General features: G+C 40.1%; 15 protein-coding genes. 7 read left to right on the top strand and 8 right to left on the bottom strand.

Annotated elements, in window-relative coordinates; genetic code table 11:
- Positions 1-10: 10 nt before the first annotated feature.
- The 8 genes from D7322_RS11195 to D7322_RS11160 form a co-directional block, all read right to left on the bottom strand.
- Positions 11-1,123, bottom strand: a complete 1,113-nt coding sequence (locus D7322_RS11195) for a DUF5007 domain-containing protein (RefSeq protein ID WP_121124245.1) — start codon at positions 1,121-1,123, stop codon at positions 11-13.
- Between the two features lie 22 nt (positions 1,124-1,145).
- Positions 1,146-2,252 (bottom strand): fasciclin domain-containing protein, encoded by a 1,107-nt coding sequence (locus tag D7322_RS11190; protein WP_121124243.1) that lies wholly within the window; start codon positions 2,250-2,252, stop codon positions 1,146-1,148.
- 13 nt (positions 2,253-2,265) lie between these two features.
- On the bottom strand, positions 2,266-3,780 hold the full coding sequence (locus D7322_RS11185) for a RagB/SusD family nutrient uptake outer membrane protein (protein WP_245971322.1): 1,515 nt from the start codon (positions 3,778-3,780) through the stop codon (positions 2,266-2,268).
- A 10-nt stretch (positions 3,781-3,790) separates the two neighbouring features.
- On the bottom strand, positions 3,791-6,709 hold the full coding sequence (locus D7322_RS11180; RefSeq protein WP_183078673.1) for a SusC/RagA family TonB-linked outer membrane protein: 2,919 nt from the start codon (positions 6,707-6,709) through the stop codon (positions 3,791-3,793).
- A 645-nt stretch (positions 6,710-7,354) separates the two neighbouring features.
- A complete protein-coding gene (locus D7322_RS11175; protein WP_121124239.1) occupies positions 7,355-9,655 on the bottom strand; it encodes a GH92 family glycosyl hydrolase in 2,301 nt (766 codons plus the stop codon).
- Positions 9,656-9,665: 10 nt separating this feature from the next.
- The gene (locus tag D7322_RS11170; protein ID WP_121124237.1) at positions 9,666-10,385 is read right to left on the bottom strand and encodes a basic secretory protein-like protein; all 720 of its coding nucleotides are present in this window, start codon (positions 10,383-10,385) and stop codon (positions 9,666-9,668) included.
- Positions 10,386-10,404: 19 nt separating this feature from the next.
- On the bottom strand, positions 10,405-12,756 hold the full coding sequence (locus D7322_RS11165) for a GH92 family glycosyl hydrolase (protein WP_121124235.1): 2,352 nt from the start codon (positions 12,754-12,756) through the stop codon (positions 10,405-10,407).
- A gap of 169 nt (positions 12,757-12,925) precedes the next feature.
- Positions 12,926-13,912 (bottom strand): LacI family DNA-binding transcriptional regulator, encoded by a 987-nt coding sequence (locus tag D7322_RS11160; RefSeq protein WP_121124233.1) that lies wholly within the window; start codon positions 13,910-13,912, stop codon positions 12,926-12,928.
- A 403-nt stretch (positions 13,913-14,315) separates the two neighbouring features.
- Here D7322_RS11160 and D7322_RS11155 point away from each other — a divergent pair, with 403 nt between their 5' ends.
- From D7322_RS11155 to D7322_RS11125, 7 genes are all read left to right on the top strand, one after another.
- Positions 14,316-14,888, top strand: a complete 573-nt coding sequence (locus D7322_RS11155; protein ID WP_121124231.1) for an RNA polymerase sigma factor — start codon at positions 14,316-14,318, stop codon at positions 14,886-14,888.
- A gap of 112 nt (positions 14,889-15,000) precedes the next feature.
- Entirely contained in the window at positions 15,001-16,137 is a 1,137-nt protein-coding gene (locus D7322_RS11150; protein ID WP_121124229.1) for a FecR family protein, read from the top strand.
- Between the two features lie 162 nt (positions 16,138-16,299).
- Positions 16,300-19,773: a SusC/RagA family TonB-linked outer membrane protein gene (locus D7322_RS11145; protein WP_121124226.1), complete on the top strand. Its 3,474-nt coding sequence runs from the start codon at positions 16,300-16,302 to the stop codon at positions 19,771-19,773.
- 10 nt (positions 19,774-19,783) lie between these two features.
- Positions 19,784-21,214, top strand: coding sequence for a RagB/SusD family nutrient uptake outer membrane protein (locus D7322_RS11140; RefSeq protein WP_121124224.1), 1,431 nt, complete (start codon positions 19,784-19,786; stop codon positions 21,212-21,214).
- A gap of 10 nt (positions 21,215-21,224) precedes the next feature.
- A complete protein-coding gene (locus D7322_RS11135; protein WP_183078672.1) occupies positions 21,225-21,992 on the top strand; it encodes a DUF4843 domain-containing protein in 768 nt (255 codons plus the stop codon).
- A gap of 23 nt (positions 21,993-22,015) precedes the next feature.
- Positions 22,016-23,539: a PKD-like family lipoprotein gene (locus D7322_RS11130; protein WP_121124220.1), complete on the top strand. Its 1,524-nt coding sequence runs from the start codon at positions 22,016-22,018 to the stop codon at positions 23,537-23,539.
- Positions 23,540-23,577: 38 nt separating this feature from the next.
- A complete protein-coding gene (locus tag D7322_RS11125; protein WP_121124217.1) occupies positions 23,578-24,738 on the top strand; it encodes a TlpA family protein disulfide reductase in 1,161 nt (386 codons plus the stop codon).
- Positions 24,739-24,827: the final 89 nt, after the last annotated feature.

Genomic DNA, 24,827 nt, shown 5'->3' with positions numbered 1-24,827 from the left:
CTTTCCGCTATTATTCATTATCAAATCGTGGATTTTCCCGTTGAAAATGGAAGACAATCTCCCAATCACCTTTGGTAAATATTTTGAAGTTTAGACCAAATCCTGCCGTGATTAATGTCCCCCCAAATCCAATCCTTGAATAGCCAAAATCAATTTTTGCGCTACTTCCGCTGGTGTATTTGGTCGGATAATTGGTCAACGGAATCGGATATGCCACATCATATTGCACATAAGTAGGTGTTTTCTTTATGTTAAAACCATGCACAAGTTCAGCCCAGTTTGTTTCATTAAAACTTTCGGGATTGATCGGTTTTTTGTCTTTATCCCAAAAAACAAATCGCAGATTATGGCCATTTCCTCCATCGAAACGGCGGATATAAACAACTAAATCCTTGAATTCATCATTTGTCCGCAAAAGCTGGTTAGAAGACTCGCCGTAAACGTTGTTCATATAAGCGGGCCAAATGTAACTTTGCTTCCTTGGGTTTTTGGGATCTTGTGGATCGGGAGCAACTTCACCATTATAGGGATTCTTATCCGAATAAGGCTCATAATCCTGCACCCGCCAAGGAAGAATCATAAAATCTTTAACGATAGTTGTCCCTCCGGAATTAGAAACTTTGAGATCAAAGTAACGCACATTCTGAACGAGATCAATACTGTCCTTAGAGCGGGGTGGAATCAACTCATTGGTAGAAGAATTCCAGAGGATAAAGGTACCGGTGGAATCCACTTCAAAAAGTGGACGGTTGACCAGCTTACGCTTGGCCTCAATTTCTTCCAGATTCTTTTCTGTACCGTCATAACGTGTGACCCACTGGTATACAGGTTTTACCTGAAAAAGGTCAGTATAAGGTCTACCATCACCATAGCGGGGATTAATAATCTCAAAATGCAAGGGTGTGGTTGAGTGATCTGTATTGACTGTCCCCATAAGCGTTGTACGGCCCAAAATAGGGTAAAAGGATTTTCCATCATAGGTCAGATTCACACTCAGAAAGTCCTTTTCATCCGGTAGATTGTATAATTTTTTACACCCGTTTAAGCCTGCACACAACGAGATCAATAAACCCCAGGAGTATGCATGCCTATATATCGTACTATTTCTTTTCAAAATTTTCATGTCTATATCTTGTTAAATTGGTTTATTGATCGCGGTTCATCGTCCAATCTGCCAACTGGAAATCCCCCCCACTATACATCCGGATAATATTCAAACGATATATTTTATAGGCTCTGGTATTATTGAAGAAGAATACACGTAACTGAAAACGCTCATCAAAAACTTCATCTTGCTTTGAGTCCAGAAGATCCCAATCTCTTCTCTCTTCATTCCATCCTTGCAAGTTCCAATCCGTTGGATCCCGCTGCTGAATATCATTGGCTGACCGGAGCGTATAACTGTTAGCGGCCACCGCTACCGGAAAATCCCATTGCAGATAGAATCCACCCGGATTTGAAAGGAAGAATTTAGTTTCCGGATTACCATCAAATACATACTTCGAGGCCTCCACGGCATTGGGACCACCAGAAGCTTCTTTTGATGCGGAGCCCTTACCACCGACTGTAACGAATAGATTCTCTGGTGGCGGGATGTATATGATTTGACTGACAAACTTGTTGAAACCAAAAACATGGTCTGGGTTCAACACATGCACCACTGCATTGTCGGTCTGTATATTTAGTGAGCTTGTCTCCGTAGTAACCCAGTTACGATTGAAAACAGATCTTCTGGTATCAGAAAAGTCGATGATAGTTGGTCCACCGTCCAAGAACCCGGACGAAGCTTGTCGATTCAATCCAATATGCATCGGATAGCCATATCGGATACCGCGAACATCTTTACCGTCCTGATTTAAAAGTGAATCACTCGAGATCCGTCCCTGGACAATATATTGGCACATCAATGAATCAAGTATCTCATATTTTACCGAGGTCAGATACTGCGCCGGCTTATCCGAAACATTCAACGTATTATTGAGATTCTGAATAGCCAGTTGAAAATTTGCGTTGGTCAATGCAAACAAAGTCACTGTGCTGTCCTCCAGTTTTTTTTGTAAGCCAATCCGATCAATCACCTTGATCAGCGAATCGTAAACCCCGTGTTTACTTTTCAGATAGCTATATAAATTGCCCTTATAAACTGGCTCTTTCGATATCGGCGAATAATAGCCTTTATCCTTGGCGCAAGCGTAGAGCAAGACCAAAACTAAAAATGCAAATATGCAGCGTACAAATAGGTTCTTTCTCATTTTTGTTGTTCCTTTACTTCCAGTAAGAATTTTGTGCTATCAACTTATTTTGGGCCAGAATTTCCTTGGCAATTGGCCAATAGATTCCATCGTTTGCAATTAATCCGGCCAACTGGGGATTATCATGTTTGATCTTTTCACGACGGATCATATCATACCAACGATGCCCCTCTCCCATCAATTCTCTTTTCCGCTCCAAAAAAATCGCATCAATTAAATCGCCGTTGACCGTTTCGCTATAAACTTTGAGGCCCCTCCTTTCCCGAATTTCATTCAATAGTTCAACCGCTGTAGATTTCTCCCCGAGTACAGCAAGTGCTTCGGCGCGCAACAATGTAATATCTTCCAGTCGGGTCAAAATTGTCGCACTGGTAAAAATCCGGAAGGTGGGATCGGTAGTACCCCCCATAATACATTTGATTTTGCTAAAAATGGGATATTTGCTATTAAAATTTCGGAAATAGACTTCCGTATTCGGATTTCCGAGTGTATCGATGCTAAAGCGTTGATCTTTTTTCTCGTTAAAGGTTTTTAGGATCGTCTCCTTCGGCATGTAAATATCCGGAACAGATTTACTCACCACAGGAGAGGCAAGTGTAAGTTCTTCAATATGCCCTGTGAACGACGCTTCAACGTGTGCCCAGATATAGGGGAAAGAAAACATCTGTTCGGACCGTTTTTCAAAGAAAAACCCGTTACCATCTGTTAAAAATGAAGTTGATAAATAATAGGCTCCCCCCTTTGAATAATTATTCATAATAAATTGTGTGTATGCAGCTGCATCCGCATAATTTGCCTGCCAAGCGGCTAAATGTGCTAAGATGGCATAGGCAGAGAGTTTACGGACGAGTGCACCACTCCAACGTGAGGAGGCTTCATTGTAATAATTGCCTATTTGCTGTTCATCTCCTGTGCTATATGAGTAAGGCAAGAGCTGTGCAGCATCATACATTTCCTTTTCGATCCAGGCATAGATTTTTAGGCGATCCTCTCGCGCTTTATTTTCAAAATTTCCATCATGGGAATTTAAAATCAATGGGACATCACCCCAGATGCGCACCATATTAAAATAGGCATAGGCACGTAAAAATCTCGCCTGGGCAACATCTACCACCAGGTTATTTTCGGTATAGCGCAGATCTTTTGTCCGTACTTCCGGAGCGCGTTCCATAAATATATTGGCAGCATTGACTACCGCAAACCAGCGTCTCCAATTGGACAATGCGTTTAAAGATTCATAATTTGCCTTGAGGTCATTTTTAATAATAGCCTTTAAATCCTGCCGGTTTGGACTTTCGAAATCCCCCGACCTAACTTCTCCATAAAGCCAATACGCATTATTATCGTCCAATGCTGCTTTGGTCAGACCATAGATCCCCATCAGACCGGCTCGGGTATCTTCAAGGGCATTCCACATATTCTCCTCTTTGACTGTACGAGAAGAATCAATATCCAACATTTTCTTACACCCTCCCAGAGTGAGTAGGAAAAATGGTAAAAAACGAATTATAAGGTGGTATCTTTTCATTTCTTTTCGTTTAAAAGTCAACTTTAATACCTAGGGTATAGATCCGTGGTATCTGCATTTTGGATCCAATATCATAGCCGGTATAATCCACAATCTCCGGATCAACGCCACTATAGGATGTTATTGTCGCTACATTATTCGCAGAAACATAAGCATAGGCACGCTGGATACGTTGTTGCCGCCCGCCCAAAAGCGAAGTCAGATCATAACCCAGGGTAATGGCCCGTATTTTCAAAAAAGACGCATTTTCTAAAAAAAGATCCTGATCCGCTTGATAAGGAATGACAGAACTCCAAGGATTGTATAATGGATACTTACTATAATCGCCTCTCTTTTCCCAATACGTGATCTCCTTGATCGCATCTAATTTTTTAGCACCTTCATTATTGATAAAGTCAAATCGGGTCGCCATTTCCTGATTAATTAGTTCACGTCCAATATTGTAGTACATATTGATCCCTAAATCCCATTTACCAAGGACAAAATTGTTAAACCAATTACCAAACAATAGGGGTAATCGGTGCCCCTGCAAGGTCCGGTCACTATCATCGATCCGGTTGTCCCCATTCTGGTCTTTCCATATCGGATCTCCGGCGTGTAATTGAATAGAATTATAAGTCATCCCCTTCGGCACCTCGGCATCCGTTTTATAAATCCCTGTATTAGAAAGCAACCAGTATTGGTCAAGGGATTTTCCCACCTCCAACAGGCTATTGCCCATGACGAGCTGTTCCAAACCATTAGGTAGCGCCTTGAGCTTATTCTGATTGTGTGATACATTGAGTGCCGTGGACCATTTAAACCGGTCGGATTGGATCGGATCGAGTCCAACAGTAAGTTCAACACCTGTATTTTGAACATCCATTCCTGCCATGTAACTGGATTTATAGCCATATTCGCTATAGGACGGAATATTAATAAGCTGATTTTTAGTTTGTTTCATGTACACATCCAAGGATACATGAAAGTTCTTTTTTTCAACTGCGTAGTCAAGACCTAAATTGCCCTGATCTGTGTAAGCCCAGGGAATATTGTAACCTACCCATCCCGATTCATAAGGACGTACCAGCCCAGCGATTGCATTATATCCTGCGATCAGCTGGTTACCTGTGAATCCCATTTGAGCAACATAATTGGGTCCTTGCGCAAAATCATCAAACACGTTACTCACGCCTATGCGTCCGATGCTAAATCTGGCGGTCAGATCTTTCAAGCTATTATTGGAAATGAAATAACTGTTTTTAATATTCCAATTCGCTGAAAGCGAAGGCGTAAAAATCCAGCGTGCATCCGGCTGTGCATTGGAAGAACCATCTGTTCTCAACAGGAGTGAAACATCAACCTTTTTATCATAGTTATAATTTGCCCGGCCATAGAAGGAGACCAAATTATGGCGTATGCGGTCCAAAAATTTAAAAATAAGTGCCTTAGGATATGCCGTAGCTTCCAAATAATTAGAAGCATTCATATCATCTTCCAAAAGATTCACTTTAATAAAATCATTTACTCCTTTGTAAGCGTAAGCATAATTGTAGCGGTACGTATCCCATTGCAAGCTATTTCCGATCAATAGATTCAAGTTATTTTTAGCATCAATTTTCCAATCATAGTATGCCTTATTTTCAAAAATTGCACGTTGGTTATAACCATAATAATTGGATGCGAAATTATTGGATTCCATCAATTTACTATGGTAAAACTGATCTCTATAGCCCTCGTTGTAATCGACCATACCCGTTGTTAGAAAGTGGAAATTTCCAAAATCCAATTGCAGCTTTCCATACCCTTGTACAACGTTGGTTTTATTGTTATCGAAACCTTTTTTATAATAACTTAAATACTCATTGTATACCTCTTTATTTGGGGAAAGAGGAGCGGACAGATCCGGAAAATAAGCCAATTGGGCAAATCTGTCTCTCATATTGAGATTCCGATTCCGATCCAACCTGGAGATATTGGCCTGCATGGAGAAGGTCAGCCAAGTAAGAGGTCGCATATTTAGACCAAACAACGCATAATACTTATTTAGTTTTACCTTTTCCGCAACCCCCTTATCCTGAGTCGATCCCGCCGCAAATTGAAAATTTGCCCGTGGCCCACCTCCAGAAAGGTTGGCATTTAAATTATATACCAAACCATTGTTATAATATGAATCTGACCAATCCGACTTACCAAAATAATTCATATTAAGCGAATCGCTTAAGTATACAGGGTAGGAATCACCATCATCGTATCGGCCATTGGATGTATACAGATCATAAAACTGCTTTCTGAATTTATTTTCGTATTCGCCGTTGATTGTGGTCACCTGCGGCCGTTGCGCTAATCCAGTATACATATTGACAGCAATACGATTTGTTTTGTCCGCTTTAGGTTCCTTTGTCTGCACGACAATTGCTCCATTGGCGGCATTGGGCCCATACATAGCCATTGCAGCCACATCTTTCAATACTTCGATTGACTTTACCATATCAATATTGATATTAGCGAAAAGATTAGTCGCTGGGCCGATACGCTCGAGGTCGTAAGTCTGCACGGCATAGGCAAACGGATGCTCCCCGACCAATGGGATACCATCCACTACCACCAAAGGCTGGTTTTGAAACACATCAATATCAGAAAGCAATGGTCGAGAAACGCCACGGAAATACATGGGTTGTTTCGTCCCGGGCTCTCCAGACGGTTCGGTCACGTAAAGTCCTGTATTGTTTCCTTTAAGGTACTGTTGAAGGGATGTATAGGGCAACAAACTTTGCTTCTTGATCTCAACAGGATTGACCTGACTAGCTTTGATCTGAAATATGGAGTCTAATTTTACAGTTCCAATCTGAAGCTTAAGACTGTCTGAAGGAGATAATTGCTTATTGTCCTGACCAGAAACAAGAGAACAGCAAGCACAGGACCATCCCAAGACAACGAGTCCACTCAAACACCTCTTTTTAATCATGTACATAAGAATGATATATAATTAGGTTATTTTACTTTTCTAGTTTAAATTGGTTATAGCACCCCTGAATCAGGGGCCAATTGTGTATAGGGTCTTCGAGACAAGAAAATTGGCTTATTCTTTCTCAAAACACGTTATGCAGTATCAAATAGAAGTACCATCATAATTTAAGGTTTAAAGTGTATATAAAAAACGTTTTAGCATAACAGGAAATACCTCTCTGTCAAAACTGGTTTACTTGCTTAATTGGTCAGCACTTATCGCTTTCGGTTATATTGAAGATATATAGAAAACGGAGAAAAAAAAATTTTTTCTCCGTTTTTTTTGTTTTGCTAAACTGGTTTAGTATGCGACATTAAGCTGTTTTATGCGAAAAAACTCGATTTTTGACCACCAAAATTAAGATTTGCTAAAAAAACTCATGAGTTATTTTTTTTACAAATTGTAACACTCCGCTCCGTCTTGGCGACTAGAAGCCCCCCAACTATCCATACAAAATGCGTATAAAATATCTCTATTGAAAATGCAGTCCAAAATTAACGGCAAGCAACACGGGCGTTAACAAAAAAAGACCGATCAGTAAATGATCGGTCTCTCCCAATAGTAAAGTTATGGTTTACTGGACGGCTACTTCCCCTTCTTGGGCTTACTTGTCATATCAAAAACCAGTTCACCACCATTTATCAACGCGCTATACGATAATTTTAAATCATCCAGCACTTTACCGTTCCATGTTACGGATTTGACGTACACATTCTTTTCAGACTGATTACGCGCAGTGATCTGGATACTTTTCCCGTTTTCTAGTTTAATCTTCGCGGATTTCACTAATGGGCTACCGATCCAATACCCATCATCTCCTGGCGCAACAGGATAAAATCCAAGTGCAGTAAAGAGATACCAGGCAGACATTTGTCCACAGTCATCGTTTCCACCTAAACCAGCGTGCCCATTATGATATTGATTCCGTATAATCTGACGCAATCTTGCCTGCGCCTTCCAAGGGCTTTGGGTAATATTATACAGATAAGCCACATGATGAGAAGGTTCATTTCCATGTACATAATTGCCAATAATACCATCCCTTGTTATATCCTCCGTATGCTCAAAATATTTATCAGGCAGTTCCATTGTGAATAAAGAATCCAGATAGGTCTCCAGTTTTTTTGGGCCGCCCATAACTTGCATCATCTCTTTGGGTTGATGCGGCACGTACAAGCTATAATTCCAAGAATTCCCTTCTATAAAACCCTGCCCGTGTGTATCTAGGACATCAAATTTTTCCTTAAACTTCCCTTGGGAGCTTTTTGGACGCATAAAACCAATCGTCGGATCATAAAGCGCCCGCCAGCTTTCCGCCCGTTTTGAAAAAGTCTGATAGATATCTTCTTTACCCAGCTTCTTTGCCAATTGAGCAATACACCAATCATCATAAGCATATTCCAACGTATTGGATACCGAAGTACCTGACACATCATCCGGGACATATCCTTTATCGATATAAGCGCCAATTCCTTCATAATTACGGGTATTTGCCGTTTGTACACAAGCCCTTAAAGCAGCTTCCGGATCGCCTTTATAGACACCTTTTAATATCGCGTCAACGATGACGGATACAGAATGATAACCGCTCATACACCAATTGTCGTTTGCATAATGCGACCAAATAGGCAGCATTTTCAACACACTCTGATCGTAATGTGCCATCATTGAAGCGACAATGTCTGAATTGCGGGAGGGATGAATTAAGTTCAGCAGCGGATGGAATGCCCTAAACGTATCCCAGAGCGAAAACGAGGTGTAGTTCGTAAATCCCTTAGCCTGATGTATCTCCTGATCCAATCCTTTATATTCGCCGTTCTGATCCATGTAAATGGTTGGCATCAAACTGGCATGGTACATCGCGGTGTAGAAGTTGACGAGATCCTCCTTGTTCAACATATCCACTTCAATCTTTTGGAGTTCCTTTTCCCAGTCCAGTTGTCCTTTGCGTACATATGCGTCAAAATCCCAATCCGGAGCTTCATTCCCCATATTGCTGAGCGCATTCTTCATACTTACAGGGCTTAGCGCAACTTTCATCTGGATAGATTCTTGCGCTTTGGTGTCGAAATCCAAATGCAACTTGATGTTATGAGCCGCCAGATCGGGGAAATTATGCTTCTGGTCAAACTTGCGCCAAAACCCATTGTATACGGACTTGCCATCTTCATATTTCGCACCGTAGTTTTTGAAAGGTTTGGACGTCTTTATCGCAAAATATACGGTACGTGTCCGGGACCAACCATTGGTCTGGCGATAGCCTACTAAAGTTGAGTCATTTAAAACTTTGACAACCGTCCAGACATTTTTACCATCATAGTTATAAATTCCAGCCGTTAAATCCACGACAAGATGCGATGCATCTGATTGGGGAAAGGTATAACGATGGATTCCCACACGAGTTGTCGTCGTTAATTCGGCCTTAATCTGATGCTTGTCTAACAAAACACTGTAATAGTTTGGCTCCGCCCGTTCATTTGCATGTGAATAAGGTGACCTATATCCTTCCTGAGGTTTATCCGCCGTTCCCGGATTGAGCTGTACCTTCCCTTGGGTTGGCATGACCAAAATATCGCCAAGATCAGAATGGCCGGTACCACTAAAATGGGTATGGCTAAAACCCACAATCGTGGGGTCGCTATACTGGTAGCCGGCGCAATACTTATACACATCGCCATTGTATTGTCCATTTACGGCATACGATAACGTATCTGTATCCGGACTAAGCTGCACTGCCCCAAAAGGAACTGTCGCACCGGGGAAAGTATGGCCCATTCGTGCCGTTCCTATAAGCGGTTTGACATATTGGATTAATTTGGTTTCCTGTGCCCTTAAAAAAAATGGAATACATAGTAAACCGACACCAAGTAAATTTCTTACGTTCATCACTTAAGGATTAGATCTTAGGGTTTTTACTATAAGCACTCCATAATTCATCAATCGTCTTGCCTGTCTGCTCTTTCCAAAAATCATCAGTATACGTTTTACTGCGCATTGCTCCGTCCAATTTTTTAACAAAATCCTTTTTCACATTTTTATTAATCCAATAAAGGAATCTTGCCGTCGTACGATATGAATCCGTATATTTTTGTTTCTCTGTATACTCCGGCAATTTCCAATTTGCACCAGCGTTGTCTATTCCTTCATCAAACCGCACGAAATCGGCTATTCCCTCGGTAATCCACCAAGGGCCGGCCCCATCTGGATACGCCTGAACAATGTGCATGACTTCATGCGTTACAACATCTATATCGCCCGGATTTTTAGCAAACCAGTCTGGGCTATACCGTACAATTCCCCCTGCTGTTGCAGCGACTCCTTTGTAATCTGGATCAATAACGAAAGACACTTTTCTTATGGTCTTGTTATTATATTTTTTTGCCAGCTTGGGGTAATTAGTAAAATACGCAGCCACCAATCTATCCTTTAAGGCTGGATTAAAATCCTTGTCTTTATTAATCCAGATCAAGGTGTATCCATTTTTGGTAATGCTATCAACATCCACCGCTGCCTTACGGTCATTTTCGGTATGTTGCCAATTATCCTGTGCCGAAACTGAAAAATAATACAGCAGGCCTACGATGGCCAATCCTTGTTTCAAAAAACTAAAGTTCATAATCAGAGTTATAATTTACCTATTTTTTCTTCTTTGATTTTGTTGAATTCACACCCACCTTCAATTCATTCGTCATCGAATATGGAACTGCGCTCAAGGTAGCCCCTCTATTATAGTTCGGTTTAACGGCCATATCAAAATTAAGATTTCCACCTTCATGAAGAGCCTTGTGACTCAACCAGTTTTTACCATAATTTGTTCCGTTAAACTGCAAAGCATTCACATAAACATTTTCACTGGAATTCTTAGGCGCATCTATGGTCAATGTCTTACCATTTTCAAAAGTTAAGGTCGCTTTTTTAAACAATGGAGCACCGAGCACATATTCATCTGTCGCCGGACAAACAGGATAAAAACCTAAAGCTGAAAACACATACCAAGCTGATGTTTGGCCATTATCCTCGTCGCCACAATAACCGTCAGGTGTCGGTTTGTACATTCTGTCCATGACCTGGCGAACCCAATATTGTGTTTTCCAAGGTTGGCCGGCGTAGTTATACAAGTATGGCATATGCTGGATTGGCTGATTACCATGTGCATATTGCCCCATATTGGCAACCTGCATCTCCCGAATTTCGTGGATAATACCGCCATAATAACTATCATCAAAATCTGGCGATTGAACGAATACGGAGTCCAACATACCGACAAACGTCTTTTCGCCTCCCATTAAATTGATCAGTCCTTGCACATCGTGGAAAACACTCCAGGAGTAATGCCAGCTATTTCCCTCAGTAAATGCATCACCCCATTTCAGTGGATTGAAAGGTGCCTGGAATTTACCATCCTTATTTTTACCACGCATCAGATTGGTGGAAGGATCAAATAAGTTCTTATAATTTTGGGCACGTTTCGCATATAAGTCAATCTCGGCCTTAGGGCGATTTAATGCTTTTGCCAATTGGTATATGGTGAAATCATCATAAGCATATTCTAATGTGCGGGCAGCATTTTCATTGATGTTAACGTCATAAGGAACATACCCCAGCCTGTTGTAATATTCAACACCTTTTCGCCCGACAGCAGTCATTGGTCCCTCATTATTTGCACCATGTTGCAAGGCTTCATACAATTTGTTGATATCATAACCACGCAGACCTTTCATATATGCATCCGAAACGACCGAAGCGGAGTTGTTACCAACCATGATGTCAGCATATCCCGGGCTGCTCCATTCAGGTAGGAAACCTCCTTCCAGATAGGCATTGAGAAGACCTTCCTGCATTTCCTTATTGATGGAAGGATACATAAAGTTTAAGAATGGATACAAGGCTCTGAATGTGTCCCAAAAACCTGTCCCGCCGAATAAATATCCCGGAAGCGTCTTACCGTTATACGGGCTATAATGTACAGGCTGTCCTTTTGCATCAATCTCATACAACTTGTTCGGGAAAAATAAGGTTCGATACATGGTCGAATAAAATGTACGCAACTGATCGATATCATCACCTTCTACTTTAATTTTTCCTAAGGTAGAATTCCAGATCTGACGTCCATCTTCTTTTACTTGATCAAAAGATTTGTTACCTAATTCATTTAAGTTTAATAAGGCTTGTTCGGCACTGATAAAGGAAGACGCTACTTTCACCTGTACTGGTTTCGTTTTGTCTTTTACCTTAAACCCTACGATTGCACCTGTGTGATCACCTTTGATCTGAAGTTGCCCATCCTTCTTCTCTTTGCCTTCCCAGGTAGCAACACTTGCAAAAGGTTGATCAAAAACCAAAACAAAATAATTCTTGAAATTAGCAGGTAGTGGACCGCGTGCATATTTCGAAGAATAGCCAATTATCATATTTTTTTCTGGAATAATCTGAACTTCAGATCCCTTTTCATATGCATCCAAAACAATATAAGCATCGTCTGTTTTATTAAACGAGATCCTAAATATGGCTGCGCGTTCTGTTGGTGTCATCTCTGCAGTCACATCGTGATCTGCTAGATAAACCGAATAATAATACGGTTTTACAATCTCCGCTTTATGTGAAAACCAGCTCGCACGCTCATCTTGATCAAATACAGGCTTTCCAGTCACAGGCATAATAGAAAAAACACCGTAATCATTCATCCAAGGTGATGGCTGGTGAGTCTGCTTTAATCCACGGATCTTATCAGCTGTATACTGATATTGCCAGCCATCGCCATTTTTACCTGTCTGTGGCGTCCACATATTCATCCCCCAGGGCCTTGCAATGGAAGGATAAGTATTCCCGTTGGAAAGCTCAAATTTGGATTCCGTACCCATTAAAGGATTCACCAGATCCACAGCTTCTAGTTGCTGTCCTCTAAACTTCTGGGCCAAAACCGGTTTTGCGCAAAACAAACCCAAGGACAATAATGACCCTAGAAAAACATTTAATGATTTCTTCATTATTTAGGATATATATAAATATTTCTACTAAAACGTATTAGTAAAGATATAAAAAGAATATGAATTAAAAAAAACTCGATACTTTCTAAGGTGTCCGTCTTATGATTTTTACAATTGGGCTTACGTTCATAGGGGCAATCCGAAGTGGATAAAAGCTCCAAGCAGTATATTATCTTTTAATCAAGTCTGTTGAAATCACATATTCTCTGGGAATGGAAATGCCACGGTCTATTTCTTTTAGTAAGACCTTTACACATGTTTTTGCTAACGGTTCCAGGGGCTGCCGGATACAGGAAATCTTAGGATTCAGTATATCGAACAGCTCATGATCATCAAAGGAAAACAACGGGAAATCGAAAATTTTCCCTTCCTCTGTACGTAGCGATTTCAGGCCAAGGATACACAGATAATTGGTCGTAAAATATAAACCATCCAATTCGGTATTTTTCGATACCCAATTCCTTAAGGTCGTCATACCCTTCTGTCGCAAACTGTGGTAGGGCAAATGTAATATCCGCGCTTGCATTCCTGTTTCCTTACAAAATTGTAAATAGGCATTTTTACGCGCTAGCATCTGAGGTTGGTCCGAATCAATTGTAACCAATCCAAAGTTTTCACAGCCGATCGACTTCAAATGTGAGCAGGCCTTCAGGCTGCTGTCTCCATTGTCAATATGCACATAATGTGTGGCTACTTCTGGCGAATTTCGGTCAAAAACAACCAAAGGGACTTTATGTTCCAAGATCTTTCGCTGATGTTCTTCCAGATCTACAGTAGGTGCCAAAAGGATTCCTTCAACTTTCTTTTCAAGCATAAAATCAATGATATCCTGCGCATTTTGAGGATCTCCCAAAGTGCTGCTATAGAGCACATGATAATCCTTCTTGCGCAAAAGCTCTTCAACATATAGCGCAAAAGGGCCGAAAAAGGAATCACCAATATTTTCTACAATAAGGCCAATGGTATTCGAACGGCCCGTAGCCAGACTCTTTGCTAGTGAGTTGGGTTTATACCCAACTTTCTTGACGTAATCCAGCACACGCTTCTCAAGCTCTTTACTGATACGAGCCTGTTCCGCTTTATGATTGATCACCAACGAAACGGTAGATTTGGATACATTAAGTTCCTGTGCAATTTCTTTAATAGATTTGGCCATGCGAGCTATTTCGTAAAATTAAGTGAAATTAGAAAATAAAATGAAGAATACGCTCTTATTGAAGCCAATGAATATCAACACAACCGTTTGCGCGAATTAAATCAGTACTTTTCGTTGTTCCCACAACATTGCGCAATAACAAACAAACTTTTTTCGATAACAACATTTTAAGTTAGCTAAAGTAGCTTCACTGTAATACGATAACAATACCTAAGCCATACTTCAAACCTACTGGAAGCCTATTTCGTCTATGAGCAGTTATTGGTCAATTCATATTAAAAAATCTAAATTTTTGTTGAATTTTAATAAAAACACAAAAATGAATGCAAAAAACAGCGCCACTTTGTCAATCTTGTAATGAGAATGTTAAATTTTTTTTAAATTTACTGGCGACTAGCTCCTTATGAAAAACACTGGATCATATCACTACCAAGATCTCCTCCCCCTTATACAGCAAGGGGATCAGCGTGCTTTTTCGGCATTGTATGATTTATTTGCCCCTGATCTTACTTCTTTTATTGCAAAAAAGATCAACAGCCGCGAAGTAGCCGAAGATATCCTGCATGACCTATTTATTTCAGTATGGAAAAATAGAGCGTTAATTGAAGAAATAGAGTCTCTTCCAGCATATCTATTTAGTTCCTGCCGGTATTTGGTGCTTGCCCATTACCGCAAAGAGATGAAAATAAAGGTTACCCAAAACGTTGAACATTTTGAGTGTGAAGATCAATCCATAAACATTGAAGATCGACTCTATTACCGTTATATTATCGATATAGTTGCCAGAGAAGTAGAAAATCTTCCTCAAAAATGTCGGGAAGTATTCAAATTGAGCAGGGAATATTATATGAGTAACAAAGAGATTGCTATAAAATTGGAAATCAGCGAATCCACGGTAGAAAAACATATTAACAAAGCCATCCGACATCTACGTACAGCAACAAGCCACCTTTTCCACTTTATTTTATTCTTTTAGTTGTCAGTAATCGTCAATTTCAATAAAAAAAACTTTTTTTTACTTTTTGAGTAGAAGCTCCTCTTCTTTTACATCACTTGTATTATAACCAACCAGTATAACGTTGCGATTTATGAAGCAAGTGAAAGAATTATATAGATTGATAAGCAGTTTTCTGAACCGAGCCGAAAATATCGAGGAACGTAAACAGCTTTTTGATTGGTTTGATCAGCAATCTGCCGATCAAATATCAGAAGAGCAGTTTTCGGACATCCAAAAGAATGTCAAAAATCGTTTATTGAACGAAATCGGGACAACTGAAAGAACGTCCACTACACTAAAATATGTGCAATATATCGGTACTGCCGCTGCTGTACTACTAATTGGTTTCTTCGCTTACAACTTATGGCCCTCAACCGAAAATATTGCTTCTGAAGAATTATTGGCTTCTGTCCCAGCTGGAAAAGAACGAGCAATCATTACTTTAGGTAACGGAAAAAAGATCGACCTCGAACAGCTGAATTTAAATCAGCGCATTCAAACCGGCGATGTTATCATTATTAAGGATGGCAATGGGCAGATAAGTTATCATGATGCGAAAAGCAACAAGCCAATAGTTCAAATAAACAGCATGCATACCCCCAAGGGCGCCACGTATGACTTGACCCTTTCTGATGGCACCTTAGTTACCTTAAATGCCGATTCCAAAATTATCTATCCCACCACATTTAGTCAGGGAAACAGAGTCGTAGAACTACAAGGAGAAGCATACTTCCACGTACGCAAGACGAGCAATAAAAGCAAATTTATTGTTAAGACAAAAGACCAACAGGTGGAAGTTTTAGGAACTCAATTCAATATCAATGCGTATCCAGAAACTGGAAAGACACAAACTACTCTGGAAGAAGGCTCCGTCCTTGTTTCCTTAGAAAAAAACAGTAAATCAAGTGTTCGGCTCCTGCCCAATGAGCAAGCCGTACTAAAACAGGGTGGATTGCGTGTTCATAAAATCGACATAGAAGAAGCGTTGAGCTGGAAAAATGATCAATTCTATTTCAATGGAAATAATACGGCCGAGGTACTTCAACAGATTGCGCGATGGTATAATATTACGATTACTTATAAAGCGAATAGCAATAAGGAGCAATATTCCGGAAAAATTCCCCGTAACCTCAGCTTGGATAAATTAATCAAGCTGTTGAATTTTGCTGATTTAAATACAAAGGCAGTGCTAGATAAAGACAATAAAATCAACTTAATCATTACATAACCAAAATTGCTGAACTATGAAAAGTAAAAAATTTCCTCCTTGATCAGATCCGTAATATCAATAAAAAGACGGATTCTGTTGGCGCAGAACCCGTCAAGTTTGTTGGTATTAAAGTATCGTCTAACTTCTAAATTATTAACACGTTAAAACCAAACGAATTTAATGAAATTTACACTAACTCCGTTCAATAAGAGGGAGAAAGATTTTCATTCGACCACCTTGGCGGCAAATGCCGTACCCAATCCGTGGCGTTCCTATGAAAAACACAGCCCTTTTTTTGCGCGCCCATTATCAAGATCTCTTATGAGGATCAACCTAATTACCTTAATGATCGGCCTAGGTCTTTCTCAAGTAGATGCAAACACCTATGCACAACAGATCACCCTCAAAAAGCAAAAGGCGAGCCTCGAAGCTATTTTGAAAAAAATTGAAAAACAAAGTGGATATACATTTTTTTACAAGAAAAATGAGATCAATCAAGTCATTGATTTATCTGCTGATATAAAGGAAGCGCCCTTCAAACAGGTACTGAATATCATTTTTAACAAAGCGAATCTTTCTTACGATTTTTTCGACAAAACAGTAGTCATTAAAAAGAGAACTACAGCGCCATCGCTTCATGCAATAACGACCATTTCGCCCGAAAAGGTTGTCAACACCAGTATCCAACACGGAATCAAAGGTAGAGTTGTAGATGAGCAAGGTAACCCCGTGGAAGGCGCATCAATACGTCAAAAAAACGATGAAAAAAGATCTGTTAAAACCAATGCTGACGGGGTATTCAACCTGCCAATCACAGCACTGAATGAAATTCTCGTTATCTCATTCGTAGGTTACGAAAACCAAGAAATCAAAGCAACATTGTCCGTCAGTGGAATGCTGGTCAAACTTCGCAAGAAGGACAATACGATTGAAGAAGTCGTTGTTACAGGAACAGGGATCAATAGAAATAAAGATAGCTTTACTGGTACGACCACAAAATTCTCCGGTGCAGAATTAAAAGCAGTAAGCAACAACAATATTATTCAGAGTTTGAAGACATTGGATCCTTCGTTTTTACAAATTGAGAACAATTTAGCAGGATCAAATCCAAACGTCATGCCAGTGATTGAAGTCCGTGGCAAGAGTAGTATTCCTAGTTCCACGCTAACGGACCAGTTTGGGGCCGATCCCAATCAACCGCTATTTGTATTAGATGGTTTTCCAACAACAATACAAACTATTGTTGATCTTGACATGAATCGCGTCGCATCAGTAACGATACTTAAAGATGCTGCTTCCACGGCGCTATATGGTTCACAAGCATCTAATGGTGTTGTTGTTATAGAGACTGTAAAACCCAAACCTGGTGAGTTACAGTTTACATACACACAAGACTTTAGATTCGAAATGCCCGATTTGTCCGCATACAATATGATGAATGCGACCGAAAAATTAGAATTTGAAAGACTCTCCGGGCGTTACAACTCATCGTCAAGTCCTACACAACAAGTCTATCTCGATAGCCTATACAATCAACACCTTTCATTTGTAAAAAAAGGAGTTGATAGTTACTGGCTAAGTGAACCGCTACAAAATGGCTTCTCGACGAATAACTCGATCAATGCCGCCGGTGGCGATGAGACTTTTATCTACAATCTTGGCTTAAACTACCGGAAAGGAAAAGGAGCCATGATTGGATCAGGAAGAGATAGTTATAGCGGTAGTATCAACCTAACTTATCGAAAAAACAAGGTCAATATTAACAATATTACCTACATCAGGGGCAACAAGACTACCGAATCTCAATATGGCTTATTTTCCACTTGGGTAAATACAAATCCATATTATGAAAAAAATTGGGAAAACCCTTATTTGGAAATTAGTCGAAAATCCAACTCTTCCGTCGATTTCTATATTGCCAATCCATTATATGATGCCATGCTGCCGCAATATAATAAATCCAAAAACTTGGAGGTTCAGAATAACTTTAATGCCAACTATGACATTAAGAGTTATCTAAGAGCGAATGCTGCGCTACAAATGACTAAGGGGACAACAGAAGGTAAAATCTATAAGTCGCCCGAAATGAGCGATTTCTTTGAGACACCAACCTTACGGAAAGGAAGATATACGGACAATCGGAATAACAATTTTTCCTATCAGGGAAATTTTATGTTGACCTTTTATAAAACCTTTGCACAAAAGCATCAATTAAATGCCAACTGGCGCAATACAATAGCTGAAAATAAAAACGACGCCTATACAACTGTAGCTGAAGGGTTTCCTGCAGGAAACACGGGCAACCCACGTTTTGCCTATAGTTATTTACTAGATGGTGCTCCGGTAGCATCCAGTAGCACATATAGATCGGTTAATACAACGCTAAGTGCTAATTATTCCTATGATAACCGCTACCTATTTGATGTTGTGTATAGATTGGATGGCTCAACGGCTTATGGCAGTAACAAGCAATTTTCTCCTTATTATGCCGTCGGTTTAGGCTGGAATATCCACAAAGAAGCATTCGCAAAAAAAATGCCTTGGATAAACTCTTTACGACTAACCGGAAATGTGGGTATCACAGGTAATCAGAATTTTGCTAATATCAGCTCAATTTCGCTATACAATTATACGAGTACAAATTACAATCAGTTCGGTCAGGGCGTAACTCTTAATATGCTGGGCAATCCCAATCTAGAACCCCAAAAGACACAACAGATCAGTACCTCTTTAGATTTCAGCCTATTCAACAATCGTTTTACAGGTTATATCAATGCGTACAACAAGAAAACAGATCCATTAATAGTTCCCGTAGACTTACCGTCCTCAACTGGCGTATTTTCCTATCCTTATAATATCGGCAACCTGACCTATAAAGGATTAGAGACTAAGCTAACAATTTATCCGATCTATAACCTTGAAAAAGGTATCACTTGGAATATTGGCCTTACAGCCGCAAGTTACAAAAGCCAATACGGTGGATTTGGCGACATCCTGCGAACCCTTAACAAGCAGCAGGAAACATCCAAATCCTTGGTCAGATATATAGATGGAAATAGCGCTGAAGCCATTTGGGCGACCCAATCCTTGGGAATTGATCCAACCACCGGAAAAGAAGTTTTCTTGACTAAAGATGGACAATATACATTTGATTACAGCGCTGCTGACGTAGCCAATGTCGGAAATACAGCACCTAAAGTCGAGGGTGTAATTTCCACGAACCTTCGGATTAAAGGATTTACATTCGGACTGGGCCTACGCTATAGATTAGGTGGTGATATCTTTAATACAGCATTATTTGACAAAGTGGAGAATATTAACTTCACGAACGTTGTGAACAACCAGGACAAACGTGCATTGTACGACCGCTGGCAAAATCCAGGGGATATTGCACAATTTAAGGCGATTTCCCAAACGGCAACTACGCCGATATCATCACGATTTGTCCAATCGCTGAACACACTCAGCAGTGAAACCTTAAACATTGGCTATCTATTTGACAAAAGTCCGTGGCTGGAGAGCATGAAATTGAAGACCTTGTCCGTCAACCTGATGGCAAATGACTTCCTATATTTCTCCACCGTCAGAAGAGAGCGTGGTATATCCTACCCTTATGCCAGAACTTTTGCCTTCTCCTTCAGAGCATCATTTTAATTATTGACTTATGAAACGCACTATTAAAATACTTCTAATTCTGCTGACAACTGTCTCTTTTTTCTCCTGTAAAAAATTCCTGGATGTTCAACCGGAAGACAAGGTTTCAGAATCTCAGTTATACAGCACCAAAAATGGCATTCGATCCGTGCTCAATGGAATCTATCTGGACCTCGCAGCAAACCAGTTATACGGAGATAACCTAACACTTTCTACCATCGAAATCCTCGGTCAGCGCTATAATATCAGTACTGAACATAACCAATATAAGACGGCCACTTATGCCTACAAAGATAAACCAACCGTAGACCGTATGGAAGATATCTGGTCGGCCGCTTATTCGACGATCCTAAATATTAATGTCTTTTTGGAAAATCTCGATAAATACAAAGGTGTTGTCGATCAATCCACAGAAAACATGTATAGAGGCGAAGCAATCGCCATGCGCGCATTCCTGCATTTCGATCTATTACGACTATATGGCCCTCGCTACTCAACTGTAGATTCTACAAAACAGAGTTTGCCCTATTATAGAAACACGAAAACCGAAGTAAATCCCTTATTACCAGCCAATGATTTTATGGATAATGTAATGGCTGATTTAAACCTTGCTGAAACTTTACTACAAAATGATCCCATCATCACGACTGGTGTGAATATTGCCCAACCAGAAGACTTAGTCGACTTTCTAAGCAATAACAGAAATTATCGGCTTAATTATTATGCGATAAAAGGTCTCAAAGCACGTGTTTACCTCTATCGTGGCGACAAAACCAATGCTTTAACCATGGCCAAAGAGGTGATCGCTATAAGCGACAAGTTTCCTTGGACAACCTCTGCCAATGCTTTGGTTGAAAAGCAAAATCCCGATCGCGTATTTTCGTCAGAAATGCTATTTGGCGTGATGAATTCCCAGCTATACAATCGTTACCTGAATTTGTTCGATCCATCTCTTAGTGACAGGCAAATATTAGCACCTACGCCAAGTCGGCTAGCTACTGTATACGAAAACAATGAAAATGATTACAGGTATAATCTGAACTGGCAGATGCCTTCCAATGGCTCCAAACCTTATAAAACGTTTCTTAAATATGCCGATGTCGTAGACAAAACCAGAACTTTTCGTTTCAGCATTCCTTTGCTCAAAATAAGTGAAATTTATTACATCGCAGCCGAATGCGAGCCCAATGCTGCCGACGGAATAACCTTGCTGAATATCGTGCGTGCCAACAGAGGCTTACTGCCCTTGGCAACAACGGTAAACATCTCCACCGAACTTCAAAAAGAGTATCAGAAGGACCTTTTCGGAGAAGGCCAGCTTTTTTATTATTACAAACGAAGGAACGTAACCTCTGTAGCCAATGGCTCTTCGACAAGTGGTAACGTAACGATAAATTATAACGTTCCTCTGCCAGATTCTGAATCAATTTATAGACAATAAAATGCTACACATGAAAAATATATGCTACTTATTATTAGCTCTCGCAGCTATTACTTGTCTCAGTTCATGTGAGAAAGAACTTCACAAGTATGAAGGAAAGCCAACCATTTATTTTAATGAAACGGCCCGGCCCCTCGCCTATTCCTCTGAGGTCCTTAAAGATTCTACCCTGATCTCTTTCAGTCTGACCAAAGAGGCAATAGTCGACTCCCTTGTGCATATGGTCATTGCCACCATGGGAAACGCAACAGATAACGACCGACCGTATAAAATCGTCCCAAATGCATCATCTACTGCAATTGAGGGCAAACACTACGAAATCATCAACAAGGATTTTTCGATCAAAAAGAATCAACTTCGGGATACCATATGGCTCAGATTTATGCGAACTTCTGACATGAAAGACCAAAATTTCCTGCTCAGCTTTGACCTTCTTGAAAATGAAAGCTTTTCGGTCGACATGCAGTATAAGGTGACGAACCAAACTACAGGCCAAAGACTGAATTTCATTAATTATAGATGGTTTATCAATGATATAATAAAAAAGCCAACCCGTTGGCTGGACTTCTATCTCGGAACCTTTTCGCGTAAAAAGCTCAACTTAATGGTGGAAGTCCTGAATGTCGACCCCCAGTATATGGATACCAATATCTCAATTGCTGAAACATTAGCCTATGGCAAATTTATGCAGCGGTATCTGAATGAACAAAAGGCGGCTGGCAACCTTATCTTGGACGAAGACGGCCAACCAATGAGTATGGGGAGTGCTGCTCAATAGCCTGTAAACTTAAAACGAAAAAAATGAAAATAAATATCTCATATTCGATCATTAGCCTGTTGATGACATGTATGTTCTTGGGGGGCTGTAAAAAAGATCTTGGAAATTATAATTATGTTCAAATAAATGAATTGGATACGATCGCAGAACTACCCAACGAAGTCACTGCTCTTGTCGGTAAAGACCTCCAATTGACGCCTAAAATCCAATTCACACAAGACAGCAAATTTATTGAAGATAATTATCAGTACCAATGGACTTATATCGGTTCCAACGGCCTTGGAGGCCAAACAATAATCTCATTAAGTGAAGAAAAAGATCTGAATATTAAAATAAATCTTACTGCGGGAAGCTATCAAGCCTATTTTTCTGTCACAGAAAAACAGACAGGAATAAAATATACACGTCCATTCAAACTCAAAGTCGTCAACGAAATCAATGAAGGTTGGATTATGATGAACGAAGCCAATGGTAAGGCCAGAGTCGATATGCTCGTGTTAAATGCATCCAACACCTTTGATGTTTATAACGACATTTTAGCTTATACGGGATCGGAGCTTACATTAACAGGCAAACCTGTCATGACCTATACATATGCTACAGGATTACTACTCGGGCCAGACAAGATCAGCTACGGTTTATATTTCGGCACAGATAACGGTACAACAAAAGTGGATCCCAACACCTTCAAATGGACAAATACCATGGAACTATCATATGAAATGATTGGTGCAATTCCCGCCGGATTTTATGCCGACGTCATCCAACAAAGAAATGGCTCGTCTTCCTATTTGATAGGCGGTGGAAACGCCTACTTTTATGATCGCCCAATGAATATATTCTACTCATCCCCGATCAATTACATCGCAGCTGAGGAAAAAAGTTTTGAGGTAGCCCCCTTCATAGGTGGATGGCATAGGGACATCTCCAACCCTATTATATTGTATGATAAAACCAATCGAAGATTTGTGCGTCATGTATCTACTGCCTCAACTTGCACCACGCTTATCGACCCGGAAAAAGATCTTAAGTTATTCAGCTTTAATACTGGACTGGACATGGTATACATGCGCTGGATGGCATACAATGGCGGTGAGATCTTCTCCATCCTAAAAGAACCTAAGGCCTCAAAAAAATACCTCGCACGATTCAACGCTGTTAGCACCGCACAGACTTACTACAGCGAAATAACAGGTACGGACATCGATAAAGCAGAATTCTTTGCCTTTAATCCCGAATTTGGCTACCTATTTTACAGCGTCGGAGGCAAAATTTATGAATACGATATGACCTATAAAACGTCCAAATTGATGGTTGATCTAGGTGACAAAAAAGTCAGCTATTTGAATTTCTATGAATTCAAGAATTCCACCAAATATACCGATGGAAATAAACTTATGGTTGGTCTTTATGATCCAAGCAAAACAGATGGCACAGAAGGCAGCTTAAACATATATACTGTCCCTGGTCTAAATGCAAATATTGCGTTGGATAAATCCTATACGGGATTTGGCCGGATCAAAAGTTTAACCTACCGTGAACGTTAAACCTTCATCAGTACATCAATATTAAAGGAAAACTAATCATGAACAAACTTCAGCTGTTCCTTTTATGTTTTATACTATCCCCCCTTGCTTTGTTGGCACAGGGGGATAGTATCACCATAAAAGGACAACTTCATACAGTTGTTGGCAACTCCGTCAATAGGATCATCCTATCTTTTACCGACAACAGCAACAAGAAACAAGTTTTTTCTCAGACAATTCCTAACGGAGGATTTGAATTCAAGGTGCCCAAACAACCAAAAATAGCAGAAGCTACGTTACGTACAGCAGACCAAATGACCGCTACGAATCCAATGCAATCACCGCTTAACTTATTCATTGGAGAAGATAATATCAGCATTAAATCCGATAACGAAGAGCTCCAATTTGCAGATGTCGAAGGTGGAGAAGAAAACAATGCTTACAATAGTTTACGCCAGTCTACCGCAATTTTTATTAAACAAAAACAAACACGTTATACCCCAATCTTAACAAACAAAATCTCTACTGAATCGCCAGAAGGGAAAAGCATACTTCAACAAATCAGTCAGCTCGGTAAAAAAGAAAACCAGCTTCACAAGGAATTCGTAAAGCGTCATCCCCATTTGTACAGTAGCTTATTTCTACTCTACAGAATGAGATCTAGCTATACGTCTGCAGATTACAAAACGGCCTTTGATGAATTGTCCAATACCTACAAATCAACGAGCATTGGAATGGCGGTACAAGCTCGTATCGAAAAAGAATTAGTGACTGAAAAAGGTAAAGCTGCGCCCCTTTTCGAACGTCCTACTTCAACGGGAACACATTTTAAGTTGGAAAACTTGCGTGGGCAAGTTGTTTTATTGGATTTTTGGGGGAGCTGGTGTAGTCCCTGTCGGGCTAGTATGCCCCACCTCCAAGAGCTCTATAGCCGCTACAAAGAAAAGGGATTTGAAATTGTAGGTATCGCCCACGAACATGGAAAAAGCCTAGAAGACTCCAAAAAAACTTGGAACAAAGCTATACAGCAGCTCAACTTACCTTGGATCAATGTACTCAATAATGAAAAGAAAGAGCAGATGGATATCGTAAAGACTTACCAAATAAGTGGGTTCCCAACGAAAATTCTAGTGGATGAAAATGGTAATATTCTCTTACGTGTTATTGCTTCCGCTACAGACGATATCGACGTCGCCCTGAAAGAAATCTACGGATTTTAATAAGCGTTATAACAATTTTCATCTTTTTTTCAGCTTACACGTAGGTGCTTGACAAACTTTTTACAACTATACTTCTACATGGCAACCAG

It is taken from the genome of Sphingobacterium puteale, from assembly GCF_003627955.1.
In the GTDB taxonomy this organism is placed as follows: Bacteria; Bacteroidota; Bacteroidia; order Sphingobacteriales; family Sphingobacteriaceae; genus Sphingobacterium; species Sphingobacterium puteale.
Note: the sequence above shows the minus strand (reverse complement) of the source record. Positions and strands in the feature narration are given on the sequence as shown.

Excerpts from the sequence above, each read along its gene's own strand:
- D7322_RS11195 (WP_121124245.1), bottom strand. The coding sequence starts at position 1,123 with ATGAAAATTTTGAAAAGAAATAGTACGATATATAGGCATGCATACTCC.
- D7322_RS11190 (WP_121124243.1), bottom strand. The coding sequence starts at position 2,252 with ATGAGAAAGAACCTATTTGTACGCTGCATATTTGCATTTTTAGTTTTG.
- D7322_RS11185 (WP_245971322.1), bottom strand. The coding sequence starts at position 3,780 with ATGAAAAGATACCACCTTATAATTCGTTTTTTACCATTTTTCCTACTC.
- D7322_RS11175 (WP_121124239.1), bottom strand. The coding sequence starts at position 9,655 with ATGAACGTAAGAAATTTACTTGGTGTCGGTTTACTATGTATTCCATTT.
- D7322_RS11170 (WP_121124237.1), bottom strand. The coding sequence starts at position 10,385 with ATGAACTTTAGTTTTTTGAAACAAGGATTGGCCATCGTAGGCCTGCTG.
- D7322_RS11165 (WP_121124235.1), bottom strand. The coding sequence starts at position 12,756 with ATGAAGAAATCATTAAATGTTTTTCTAGGGTCATTATTGTCCTTGGGT.
- D7322_RS11160 (WP_121124233.1), bottom strand. The coding sequence starts at position 13,912 with ATGGCCAAATCTATTAAAGAAATTGCACAGGAACTTAATGTATCCAAA.
- D7322_RS11155 (WP_121124231.1), top strand. The coding sequence starts at position 14,316 with ATGAAAAACACTGGATCATATCACTACCAAGATCTCCTCCCCCTTATA.
- D7322_RS11150 (WP_121124229.1), top strand. The coding sequence starts at position 15,001 with ATGAAGCAAGTGAAAGAATTATATAGATTGATAAGCAGTTTTCTGAAC.
- D7322_RS11145 (WP_121124226.1), top strand. The coding sequence starts at position 16,300 with ATGAAATTTACACTAACTCCGTTCAATAAGAGGGAGAAAGATTTTCAT.
- D7322_RS11140 (WP_121124224.1), top strand. The coding sequence starts at position 19,784 with ATGAAACGCACTATTAAAATACTTCTAATTCTGCTGACAACTGTCTCT.
- D7322_RS11135 (WP_183078672.1), top strand. The coding sequence starts at position 21,225 with ATGAAAAATATATGCTACTTATTATTAGCTCTCGCAGCTATTACTTGT.
- D7322_RS11130 (WP_121124220.1), top strand. The coding sequence starts at position 22,016 with ATGAAAATAAATATCTCATATTCGATCATTAGCCTGTTGATGACATGT.
- D7322_RS11125 (WP_121124217.1), top strand. The coding sequence starts at position 23,578 with ATGAACAAACTTCAGCTGTTCCTTTTATGTTTTATACTATCCCCCCTT.